General features: G+C 45.8%; 14 protein-coding genes and 1 tRNA gene. 11 read left to right on the forward strand and 4 right to left on the reverse strand.

The annotated features are described in order from the left end of the window. Positions 1 to 226: 226 nt before the first annotated feature. Positions 227 to 299: transfer RNA gene (locus BACSA_RS09275), tRNA-Lys, on the reverse strand. 215 nt (positions 300 to 514) lie between these two features. Between BACSA_RS09275 and BACSA_RS09280 the strand changes: the two genes are divergently transcribed. The 7 genes from BACSA_RS09280 to menA all read left to right on the forward strand — a co-directional run bounded on the left by BACSA_RS09280 (position 515) and on the right by menA (position 6,025). Further along, entirely contained in the window at positions 515 to 1,192 is a 678-nt protein-coding gene (locus BACSA_RS09280; protein ID WP_013617848.1) for a zinc metallopeptidase, read from the forward strand. Between the two features lie 70 nt (positions 1,193 to 1,262). Further along, positions 1,263 to 2,627, forward strand: coding sequence for a histidine--tRNA ligase (gene hisS / locus BACSA_RS09285; RefSeq protein ID WP_013617849.1), 1,365 nt, complete (start codon positions 1,263 to 1,265; stop codon positions 2,625 to 2,627). Between the two features lie 179 nt (positions 2,628 to 2,806). Further along, on the forward strand, positions 2,807 to 3,682 hold the full coding sequence (locus tag BACSA_RS09290; RefSeq protein ID WP_013617850.1) for a YicC/YloC family endoribonuclease: 876 nt from the start codon (positions 2,807 to 2,809) through the stop codon (positions 3,680 to 3,682). Positions 3,683 to 3,763: 81 nt separating this feature from the next. Further along, the gene (gene gmk / locus BACSA_RS09295; protein ID WP_013617851.1) at positions 3,764 to 4,330 is read left to right on the forward strand and encodes a guanylate kinase; all 567 of its coding nucleotides are present in this window, start codon (positions 3,764 to 3,766) and stop codon (positions 4,328 to 4,330) included. Positions 4,331 to 4,365: 35 nt separating this feature from the next. Beyond that, a complete protein-coding gene (locus tag BACSA_RS09300; RefSeq protein ID WP_013617852.1) occupies positions 4,366 to 4,548 on the forward strand; it encodes a hypothetical protein in 183 nt (60 codons plus the stop codon). Beyond that, a complete protein-coding gene (gene nadD, locus BACSA_RS09305; RefSeq protein ID WP_013617853.1) occupies positions 4,530 to 5,132 on the forward strand; it encodes a nicotinate (nicotinamide) nucleotide adenylyltransferase in 603 nt (200 codons plus the stop codon). The genes BACSA_RS09300 and nadD overlap by 19 nt, the downstream gene beginning before the upstream one ends. Positions 5,133 to 5,143: 11 nt before the next feature. Beyond that, positions 5,144 to 6,025, forward strand: coding sequence for a 1,4-dihydroxy-2-naphthoate octaprenyltransferase (menA, locus tag BACSA_RS09310; protein WP_013617854.1), 882 nt, complete (start codon positions 5,144 to 5,146; stop codon positions 6,023 to 6,025). Here the strand turns inward: menA and ispF are convergent. The 3 genes from ispF to BACSA_RS09325 form a co-directional block, all read right to left on the reverse strand. Continuing rightward, positions 6,020 to 6,502, reverse strand: coding sequence for a 2-C-methyl-D-erythritol 2,4-cyclodiphosphate synthase (gene ispF / locus BACSA_RS09315; protein WP_013617855.1), 483 nt, complete (start codon positions 6,500 to 6,502; stop codon positions 6,020 to 6,022). The two genes, menA and ispF, sit on opposite strands and share 6 nt — an antisense overlap. Further along, complete coding sequence (locus BACSA_RS09320; protein WP_013617856.1) at positions 6,499 to 7,116, reverse strand: fumarylacetoacetate hydrolase family protein; 618 nt, start codon at positions 7,114 to 7,116, stop codon at positions 6,499 to 6,501. Before BACSA_RS09320 ends, ispF begins: the two co-directional genes overlap by 4 nt. A gap of 99 nt (positions 7,117 to 7,215) precedes the next feature. Beyond that, positions 7,216 to 7,866: a redox-sensing transcriptional repressor Rex gene (locus BACSA_RS09325; protein ID WP_013617857.1), complete on the reverse strand. Its 651-nt coding sequence runs from the start codon at positions 7,864 to 7,866 to the stop codon at positions 7,216 to 7,218. A 108-nt stretch (positions 7,867 to 7,974) separates the two neighbouring features. On the opposite strand from BACSA_RS09325, the gene BACSA_RS09330 reads away from it, so the two are divergent. The 4 genes from BACSA_RS09330 to BACSA_RS09345 all read left to right on the forward strand — a co-directional run bounded on the left by BACSA_RS09330 (position 7,975) and on the right by BACSA_RS09345 (position 11,282). Then, positions 7,975 to 8,313, forward strand: a complete 339-nt coding sequence (locus BACSA_RS09330) for a translation initiation factor (protein ID WP_041584334.1) — start codon at positions 7,975 to 7,977, stop codon at positions 8,311 to 8,313. A gap of 142 nt (positions 8,314 to 8,455) precedes the next feature. Then, positions 8,456 to 8,728 carry a co-chaperone GroES gene (locus BACSA_RS09335; RefSeq protein WP_013617859.1) on the forward strand — a complete coding sequence of 91 codons (273 nt, stop codon included), beginning with the start codon at positions 8,456 to 8,458 and terminating at the stop codon, positions 8,726 to 8,728. Between the two features lie 33 nt (positions 8,729 to 8,761). Further along, positions 8,762 to 10,393 carry a chaperonin GroEL gene (gene groL / locus BACSA_RS09340; protein ID WP_013617860.1) on the forward strand — a complete coding sequence of 544 codons (1,632 nt, stop codon included), beginning with the start codon at positions 8,762 to 8,764 and terminating at the stop codon, positions 10,391 to 10,393. Positions 10,394 to 10,814: 421 nt separating this feature from the next. Then, the gene (locus BACSA_RS09345; protein WP_013617861.1) at positions 10,815 to 11,282 is read left to right on the forward strand and encodes a nucleoside deaminase; all 468 of its coding nucleotides are present in this window, start codon (positions 10,815 to 10,817) and stop codon (positions 11,280 to 11,282) included. Positions 11,283 to 11,457: the final 175 nt, after the last annotated feature.

Below are 11,457 nucleotides of genomic sequence, written 5' to 3' on the forward strand. Positions count from 1 at the left end.
TTGTTTTACTCGGAATCCAACAATCCATATGCCTGACCTTTGCAAAACGTCAGACAGCTTTTCCTCTTCAGCATCTTCATATATCAGAAAATATATCCAATATTGTATTAAAACAACTTACAACCTGTTTGCATCTTGATTTAAACCAAACGTTCAAAACCAACATATAAACAAAAAAGCGATTACCTATTTTTAGATAACCGCTTGGATTTCAATCCTTTAAAAGTGATCCGCTTGGGGCTCGAACCCAAGACCCCAACATTAAAAGTGTTGTGCTCTACCTGCTGAGCTAGCGAATCAAACCTGTTTGCCATCATTTCTGATTTGCGAGTGCAAAGGTATGTCTTTTTTCTGAATCTGCAAAGGAATCTTCAAAAAAAGTACAAATATCTTTGCCTGATGCCTTAATAATCCTCAATTAACAGCTGACAGATTGATTTTTCTTTGTTTTTTCCCTACATTTGGCAAAGTATTTGTAAGTTTTCCTGAAAACCATTTTAAAGAATTGAATTATATGATGTATTGGATTTTATTTATCGGCATCGCCATTCTCAGCTATCTGGTGCAAGCCAACCTGAAAAGTAAATTCGACAAGTATTCACGTATGGCACTTTCCAACGGAATGACCGGACGAGAGATTGCCGAAAAGATGTTGCGCGACAACGGCATTTATGATGTACGGGTAACCAGTACCCCGGGAATGCTTACTGACCATTATAACCCAGCCAATAAAACCGTCAACCTCAGCGAAGGAGTGTACAATACCTGCAGCATAGCCGCGGCAGCTGTAGCCGCACACGAATGCGGACATGCTGTACAACACGCACGAGCCTACGCTCCGCTTCAGATGCGTTCGGCATTAGTTCCCGTAGTGCAGTTCTCTTCTTCCATCGTGCAATGGGTGTTATTGGCAGGAATGTTCCTCATCAATACTTTCCCCCAACTGATGTTGATTGGCATTTGCCTTTTTGCGATGACCACCTTGTTCAGTTTCATTACCCTTCCTGTGGAAATTGATGCCAGCCGACGCGCTTTGGTATGGCTGAGAAGTGCAGGAGTGACCAACAATTACAACCAATCTCAGGCGTTCGATGCCTTGAAATCGGCAGCATATACGTATGTAGTAGCCGCACTAGGCTCGCTCGCCACCTTAATATATTATATCCTGATTTTCACTAACCGCCGCGAGTAAGGACATTTTATATTTAACGTAACGGTTTTTTCCGTATTTTTGCACCGCTAAACTTTAAACCGATTTTATTATGGCAACAAAACCCTGCATACCCAAAGGAACCAGAGACTTTTCGCCGGAAGAGATGGCGAAACGCAATTATATATTCAGTACAATCCGTGAGGTATTCCGCCTCTACGGATTCCAACAGATAGAAACCCCCGCTATGGAGAACCTCTCCACCTTAATGGGGAAATATGGCGACGAGGGCGACAAGCTCTTATTTAAAATACAGAACTCGGGCGATTACTTCTCAGGACTGACCGATGAAGAACTGCTCTCACGCAATGCAGCCAAACTCGCCTGCAAATTTTGCGAGAAAGGCTTACGCTACGATCTCACCGTACCGTTTGCACGCTACGTAGTGATGCACCGTGATGATATCGCCTTTCCCTTCAAACGTTTCCAGATTCAACCCGTATGGCGTGCCGACCGTCCGCAAAAAGGACGTTACCGTGAATTTTACCAATGCGACGCCGATGTAGTGGGAAGCGATTCACTCTTGAACGAAGTGGAACTGGTGCAGATGCTCGACACTGTATTCTGCAAGTTCGGCATACGGGTAGCCATCAAAATCAACAACCGAAAAATCCTGAGCGGCATAGCTGAAATCATCGGTGAGGCAGATAAGATAACAGATATTACCGTCGCTATCGACAAACTAGACAAAATCGGATTGGAGAACGTCAATGCCGAACTGGCTTCGAAAGGTATCCCACAAGAATCCATCGCCAAGCTCCAGCCCATCATCCTGTTGAGCGGGACAAACCAAGAAAAGCTCGCCACCTTGAAACAGACGCTGGCTTTGAGTGAAACGGGTATGAAAGGAGTAGAAGAAAGCGAATTCATCCTGAATACGATTGCAGGACTGGGCATCCGTTCGGAAGTGGAACTTGACCTCACCTTGGCGCGTGGACTGAATTACTATACAGGAGCCATCTTCGAAGTGAAGGCGCTCGACGTACAAATAGGAAGCATCAGCGGAGGAGGACGGTATGACAATCTGACAGGCATATTCGGTTTACCGGGCGTATCAGGCGTAGGCATCTCTTTCGGTGCCGACCGTATCTACGATGTATTGAACCAACTCGACCTCTATCCGAAGGACGCTTCGGCAAGCACACAAGTATTATTCGTTAACTTCGGCTCAGCAGAAACCGCTTACGTACTCCCCATCTTGGCAAAAGTACGCGAAGCAGGTATTCGTGCAGAAATCTTTCCCGATGCTTCGAAGATGAAAAAGCAGATGAGCTATGCTAACGCCAAAGCCATCCCCTTCGTGGCGATAGCGGGAGAGAACGAAATGCAGGAAGGCAAGCTCACGCTCAAGAATATGACAACGGGCGAACAGCATCTGGTCACTCCCGATGAACTAATCGCAACCGTAAAACTTTAACTTAAGACACAGAGACGCAAATGATTCCTTATACTACATTTGCGTCTCTGCGCTTTTATCCTGCACCACCTTATCACGTAGCAGCCATTGCCTTTCGACTTTAACACTTAGGGCATGAGCGCATTTGGATAGTTGGCAGAGATTTACTATCTTTGCAAGACTTTATAAAAACAAAGTGTATGATACAATCAATGACCGGATACGGCAAAGCGACCGTTTCATTCGGAGATAAAAAAATAAACGTCGAAATCAAATCACTTAACAGCAAGGCACTTGACCTTTCGACACGCATAGCCCCTCTCTATCGGGAAAAAGAAATGGAAATACGGAATCGTATTTCGAAAGCACTGGAACGTGGGAAAGTGGATTTCTCCCTTTGGATTGAAAAAGAAACAGGCGAAACCGCTACCCCTATCAATGCCACACTCATAGAAAATTATTACAAACAAATCTGCCACATTGCCGAAACCTATCATATTCCGGTGCCGGAAGACTGGTTTGCCACACTGCTCCGCATGCCCGACGTACTGACACGGGTAGAAGTACAAGAACTCTCGGATGAAGAATGGAGCGTAGCCAGTCAAGCCATCGACGAAGCGATACAGCACCTCGTAGACTTCCGCAAGCAAGAAGGAGCGGCACTGGAAAAAAAATTCCGTGAAAAGGCAAACAATATTGAACGCCTGTTACACTCACTGGAAACTTACGAAAAAGAGCGGGTGACAAAAATACGCGAACGCATCACCGATGCGCTGGAAAAGACCATTCAAAAGGATTACGACAAAAACCGGCTGGAACAAGAATTAATCTACTATATCGAGAAGCTGGATATCAACGAAGAAAAACAGCGCCTTGCCAACCACCTGAATTATTTCCGCGAAACGCTTGACAACGGAATCGGTCAGGGCAAAAAGCTGGGTTTCATAGCACAAGAAATGGGACGCGAAATCAACACTACCGGAAGCAAATCGAATCATGCATTGATGCAGAACATCGTGGTACAAATGAAAGACGAGCTGGAACAAATCAAAGAACAAGTACTGAACGTAATGTAAATTTCATACCACCACAGATTACACAGATTTCATAATTAATTGATAATAGCTGTGTAATCTGTGGTGAAAAACAATATTTCTATGAACGGAAAACTGATCATATTCTCCGCACCTTCGGGTTCGGGCAAGTCGACTATTATCAACTACCTGCTAAAGCAAGGGCTGAACTTACGGTTCTCCATCTCTGCCACCAGCCGTCCGCCCCGTGGTACGGAACAGAATGGAGTGGAATATTTTTTTCTCTCGCCTGAAGAATTCAAGGAAGGCATAGCGAACAATGAATTCGTAGAATACGAAGAGGTCTATCCCGGCCGTTTTTACGGGACTTTGAAATCGCAAGTAGAAAAGCAACTTGCTGAAGGACAAAACATCATTTTCGATGTAGATGTAGTAGGCGGATGCAACATCAAGCGCTTTTATGGCGACCGCGCTCTATCGGTCTTCATCCAACCGCCTTCTATCGAAGAACTGCGCAAGCGTCTGGAAGGACGAGGAACCGACTCACCGGAAACAATTAATAGCCGGATAGCCAAAGCGGAATTCGAACTTAGCTATGCCCCGAAATTCGACATTGTCGTAGTAAATGACCAATTGGAGAAAGCCGAAGCACAAACGCTGGAAGCCATCCGTAATTTTTTAAACAGCTGATTCACCTGTTTCGTTTAACCCAAAACTTACACACAATGCCTAAAGACCCGAAAAAACTCCTGCTCATCCTGATGATTGTAGCGGTTTTCATTGCGCTGACCGCTTTAGCCGTAGGTATATTTGCCCTCAGCCTGAAACAATACATCATTGCCGCGGCAATGTTCATAGTAGCCGCATGGCAAGTAGTAAATTTCTTCAAATGGAAAAAACTCATTTAAAAGCAGGAATATTCGGAGGAACGTTCAACCCAGTACACATCGGACACCTCGCCCTCGCCAATTATTTGTGCGAGTACGAAGACTTGGACGAAGTGTGGTTTCTTGTGACTCCGCAAAATCCGTTTAAAAAGGATATCCGCCTGTTGGATGACCGTATCCGGTTGGAAATGGTAAAAACCGCAATAGACGGCTATCCCCGCTTCCGAGCTTCCGATTTCGAATTCAGCCTGCCTCGCCCTTCTTATACCGTCGATACACTCCGGAATCTATCCGACACTTATCCGGAACGGGAATTTATCCTGATTATCGGAGCAGACAACTGGGAAAAGTTCAGCCTATGGAAGTCCCCCGAAGAAATCCTCCGAAAGCATCGGATTCTGGTTTATCCACGCTCCGGATACAGCCTGCATATCCCCGATGCTATGTCAAAACAGGTGAAAGCAGTACAAACGCCCTTGCTCGAAATCAGTTCTACTTTCATCCGGAAATCAATAGCTGAAGGGAAAGACATCCGTTACTTCGTACATCCCGCTGTGTACCGCATCATCCTAGAAAAACGACTTTATCAAGTGAATAATGAATAAGCAAATACATTATGAGTGAAAACGTTAAACCCAATTCCCTTCAAGCCTGGATATTGGCGGCACGCCCCAAAACATTGACTGCTGCATCCATCCCCGTCATGATAGGATGCGCGTTAGCAGAAGCACACGGACATTTTCATGCCATACCTGCCGTCCTTTGTTTCCTGTTCGCCTTTCTGATGCAGATAGACGCAAATTTCATCAATGACCTGTATGATTTTCTGAAAGGAAGCGACCGCGAAGACCGGTTAGGTCCTGAACGGGCCTGTGCACAGGGCTGGATTTCACCAAAAGAAATGAAACGGGGCATCCTCCTCACCACTATTCTTGCCGGAGCAAGCGGACTTGGGCTTCTTTTCTATAGCGGATGGGAAATGATTCCTGTGGGCATAGCCTGTATCATCTTCGCTTATCTCTATACCAAACTTGCCTATCAGGGCTGGGGCGACCTCCTGGTATTGGTGTTTTTCGGTTTTGTACCCGTCGGATGTACTTATTACGTAATGGCGCACACATGGAACCTGCCCGTCACCATTGCATCGCTCGCCAGCGGACTGGTTATCGACACTCTATTGATGATAAATAATTTTCGTGACCGAGAACAAGACAAGATTAGCGGGAAACGTACATTAGTCGTCCGTTTCGGAGCGAAAGCAGGACTGATTATCTACTTTTTTTTAGGTTTTACGGCATGCTGGCTTTGCTTTTATTTTCTTGGACAAGGCAAATTATATGCAAGCCTTCTTCCTCAGATTTACTTGCTCCTCCATATTCTGACCACCGCACGTATGGCACGCATCGGAAAAGGGAAAGCTCTGAACGTCATCTTGGGAGAAACATCAAGAAACATGTTCCTCTTCGGCATCCTGCTCTCCATCGGCTTGGTGCTATAATCCTTTCGATATCAGTGCTACGGCGTATGCCGAGATGCCTTCCTCACGCCCTGTAAAACCCAACCGCTCGGTAGTAGTGGCTTTAATCGAGACATCTTCTACGTCCACATCCATTACTTCTGCCAGCACCTGCTGCATCTGCGGAATAAAGTTCTTCAACTTCGGGCGTTCGGCACATACCGTTGCATCGATATTCCCTACCGTATAACCTTTTGTAGCAATAAGCGCAACGGTCTTCTTCAACAATATTTTGCTATCAATGTGTTCAAACTCACCTGACGTATCGGGAAAATGATAACCAATATCACGCATATTGGCTGCGCCTAATAAGGCATCGCAAATGGCATGAATCAACACATCGGCATCTGAATGCCCCAACAAGCCCATTGAATGTTCAATCTTTATCCCACCCAACCAAAGGTCACGTCCTTCTACCAAACGATGGACATCAAACCCAAATCCTGTACGTATCTTCATCGTATGTTAAAATCAAGTACTTTTCTGTCTTCCAAATATCCTTCCAAATGATTGCCTATCGTTACGGGACCAACACCCGCCGGCGTACCCGTATACAAAAGGTCACCAATCTTTAAGGTGCAGAACTGACTTACGTAAGCGATAATTCTATCTACAGGAAAAAGCATGTCGCACGTATTCCCTTCCTGCACTTTGCAACCGTCAATATCAAGACGGAAACGTATATTCTGAATAGTGGCAAACTGTTCCACCGGAATCCAATCGCCGATAGCTGCAGAATTATCGAATCCCTTACATAATTCCCAAGGCTTGCCTTCAGAGCGGAAACGGCGTTGCAAGTCACGTGCCGTAAAATCAATACCTACCGTTACAGCATCATAATACCGGTGCGCGAACCGTTCGGCAATATTTTTCCCTAACCGGCTGATACGCACCACCAACTCGGTTTCATAATCCACCTGCCGGCAAAAGTCCGGGATAAAAAAAGGCTTGCCATCTTTCAAGAGCGCCGAATCGGGCTTCATAAAAATAACCGGCTCTTCAGGCAAAGGCTCCGTAGCGTGCAACTCCTTGCAATGCAAGGGATAATTCATTCCTACTGCTATAATCTTCATTTTCCGTATTCGTATAAGTTTTCACCACTGGGAAACACAGAGTGCCACAAAGGAAATTAAACATTAAAGGCTCTGCATACTTCAGTGGCAAGATTCGATTCAAGTATTCATTTCATTCAACCGATTAAACATCACCGCCAGATGGGCATAGAGCGAGGTATTCTGCACCACAATGTGTTCGGGCACCCGGATACGGAAAGGCGTAAAGTTCCATACCGCTTTGATACCTCCAGCCACCATTTTATCGGTAATTTCCTGAGCGATGGAAATAGGAACAGTCAATACTCCGATATTCACCCGCTCCGTCCGCATACGTGCTTCGAACTCATCAGTATGATAAATAGGAATCCCATTAATGCTAGTCCCTAACAACTCGGGTTTGATATCGAAAGCGCCCACTATCTTTAGTCCGAAATGCGCCAACCCCGAATCACCTAACAAAGCTCCTCCCAAACTTCCCACGCCAAACAAGTAAGCACGATGCAGATTGGTGAAACCCAAAAAGTCCTCAAGCACCTGCACCAGCCGTTCTATTTCATACCCGACACGTGTACGCCCCGTAATATCCACATACGACAAATCTTTGGCTATCTGCGATGCATCAATATTGATTTGCCTCGAAATTTGCGTGGAAGAAACGAACTTTTCGCCTTTCTCTCCCATCAATTTGGCACACGAAAGATACCACGGAAGCCTGCGCAAGGTAGGTTCGGGAATCTTATCCGTATTTTTAGCTGATTGTAGTGTCATGGCTCCTATTTTCGTTCAATTTCCGCAAAAATACGCCATTTATTTGAAATTTATGCACAAAATACTGAAAAATGTATTTAACTTTGGATGTACTTTAAAACATATTATATGAAAAAAAACGACTGGAAAGACCGACTGAATATTGTATATTCCACAAACCCCGACTTTCACTACGAACAAGCAAGCGAAAAAGAGACTGAAACTCTTGACAAAAACAAGCAGCCTTTACGGGTAAATATCGAGAAAAAAGCAAGAGGCGGAAAAACCGTAACCCTCATAAAAGGATTTGTCGGTACGGAATACGACCTGAAAGAACTGGGCAAACTACTCAAAACCAAATGCGGGACAGGAGGCTCGGTTAAAGACGGTGAAATCCTGATACAAGGAGATTTCAAGCAACGCTTGGTTGAAGTATTACGCAGCGAAGGATACACACAGACCAAATAAATCCTAAGCCTAACACAGGATGGCAGACTTTTCCTGCCAACTTGTCAGTCAGGCTGTTTGGCACGGTTTTAGTAGAAAGAAAAGTGACTTGCTTCGGCAAGCGAGACAAAAAACGTATAACAACAAAAAACAATATTACATTATGAACATTAAACCATTAGCAGACAGAGTGCTGATTCTTCCGGCACCTGCAGAAGAAAAGACAATCGGTGGCATCATCATCCCCGATACAGCAAAAGAAAAACCGTTGCAAGGTGAAGTTGTAGCCGTAGGCAATGGCACAAAAGACGAAGATATGGTCCTGAAAGCAGGCGACCAAGTATTATATGGCAAATATTCGGGCACAGAAATCGAACACGACGGTGTAAAATACCTGATTATGCGTCAAAGCGATGTGCTCGCCGTACTCAATTAATAATGAATAATGAACAATTAAAAACGAAGAATCATGGCAAAAGAAATACTTTTCAATATTGATGCCCGCGACCAGTTGAAGAAAGGCGTGGACGAACTGGCAAATGCCGTAAAAGTGACACTGGGTCCGAAAGGACGTAACGTCATCATCGAAAAGAAATTCGGTGCTCCGCAAATCACGAAAGACGGTGTAACCGTAGCAAAAGAAATCGAACTGGCAGACGCTTTCCAGAACACCGGCGCACAGTTGGTGAAATCTGTAGCTTCGAAAACCGGCGACGATGCAGGCGACGGTACAACTACCGCAACCGTACTGGCTCAGGCTATCGTAGGCGTAGGACTGAAGAACGTAACCGCCGGTGCCAACCCGATGGACTTGAAGCGTGGTATCGACAAAGCCGTAGCGAAAGTCGTTGAATGCATCAAGGCTAAGGCTGAAACCGTAGGCGACAACTATGACAAGATAGAACAAGTAGCTACTGTATCTGCCAACAACGACCCGGTTATCGGTAAACTGATTGCCGACGCTATGCGTAAGGTTTCGAAAGACGGTGTCATCACCATCGAAGAAGCCAAAGGTACCGACACCACCATCGGCGTTGTAGAAGGTATGCAGTTCGACCGTGGATATCTGTCTCCTTACTTCGTAACGGATACAGAAAAGATGGAATGCGTAATGGAACGTCCGTACATCCTGATTTACGATAAGAAAATCAGCAATCTGAAAGACTTCCTGCCTATCCTCGAACCTGCCGTACAGAGCGGACGTCCTTTGCTGGTTATCGCAGAAGATGTAGATAGCGAAGCCTTGACCACATTGGTTGTCAACCGCTTGCGTGGCCAGTTGAAGATTTGTGCCGTTAAGGCTCCGGGCTTCGGCGACCGTCGTAAAGCCATGCTGGAAGATATCGCTATCCTGACGGGTGGTGTTGTCATCAGCGAAGAAAAGGGTTTGAAACTGGAACAAGCCACTATCGACATGCTGGGTAGCTGCGAAAAAGTTACCATCACGAAAGAAAACACAACCATCGTGAACGGTGCCGGTGACAAAGACAACATTTTGGACCGTATCAACCAAATCAAAGCTGAAATCAAGAACTCTACTTCCGACTATGACAAGGAAAAACTTCAGGAACGTCTTGCCAAATTATCGGGCGGTGTAGCCGTGCTTTACGTAGGTGCAGCCAGCGAAGTGGAAATGAAGGAAAAGAAAGACCGTGTAGACGATGCTTTGTGCGCGACACGTGCGGCTATCGAAGAAGGTATCGTTCCGGGCGGTGGCGTAACCTACATCCGTGCCATCGATGCACTGGAAGGCTTGAAGGGTGATAATGCCGATGAAACTACCGGTATCGAAATCATCAAACGTGCCATCGAAGAACCGTTGCGCCAGATTGTTGCCAACGCCGGTAAGGAAGGTGCAGTAGTTGTTCAGAAAGTACGTGAAGGCAAAGGTGACTTCGGCTACAATGCACGCACAGACGTTTACGAAAACCTGCATGCCGCAGGCGTGGTAGACCCTGCCAAGGTAACCCGTGTAGCATTGGAAAATGCGGCTTCTATCGCCGGTATGTTCCTGACTACAGAATGTGTCATCGTAGATAAGAAAGAAGACAAGCCCGAAATGCCGACACCCGGAATGGGAGGCATGGGTGGCATGATGTAATATATCTCTTACCCGATAAAAAGAAAGCGGGGGTACGTAAAAGTGCCTCCGCTTTTTTGTGTTTTTCACTGAACCGCAGATTAACGCAGATTTTCGCAGATATAGTTAATCGGAAATGGATTGCGAAAAATCAGTGTGATTCTTTATCGAACACAGAGACGCAGAGACACGGAGAAATAATTATATAGAAAAAGCAAAGATCATAAAGCCAGCACTTTGCACCGTGAACTCTGTTCTCTCAAAGAAATAAAACTCTGTGCCTTTGTGTCTCTGTGTTCCAATCCATTTTTCGCAAACCAATTTTGTTCTACTATAATATTGCAAGAAAGACTCTGTAAAAATAAAATAATCCGTGAAAATCTGCGTTAATCTGCGGTTTTCTTCGTACTTTTAGGGACACGAAACTTAAACCTGAAAGCTTATGACGAAAGAAGAATTGATGCGCAAAGCTATAGAACTGTCGGTACGCAATGTAGCCGAAGGAGGAGGCCCCTTTGGAGCCGTCATCGCACGCAACGGGGAAATCATCTCCACAGGTACCAACCGAGTAACCCCCGACCACGACCCTACCGCCCATGCCGAAGTAAGCGCCATCCGTGCAGCGTGCCGGGAACTGGGTACGTTCGACCTGAGCGGATGCGAAATCTACACCTCGTGCGAACCTTGCCCCATGTGTCTGGGAGCCATCTATTGGGCGCATCTGGACCGCATGTATTACGGAAACGACAAACACGATGCCGCCCGTATCGGATTCGATGACGCATTCATCTACAAAGAACTGGAACTGAATCCTGAAGACCGCCGCCTGCAAGCGGAACGCCTCTTGCCCGAAGAAGCCCTCAAAGCTTTCACCGACTGGGAAAATAAGACGGACAAAACCGCCTATTAAGCCCTTGCAACTGTTAATCTTCGCAAAGTACAGGAGGTCTGATGAAATAAGAGCCTGTTTAAATTTTATGAATGTCCTCATTTTGCCAAATTGCCTGTAGGGGCGTATCGCATACGCCCGAATACGTCAACTAATCCACGTGGATGTCTTCAGGGCGTATGCAATACGCCCCTAC

This window comes from Phocaeicola salanitronis DSM 18170 (assembly GCF_000190575.1).
Lineage (GTDB): Bacteria > Bacteroidota > Bacteroidia > Bacteroidales > Bacteroidaceae > Phocaeicola > Phocaeicola salanitronis.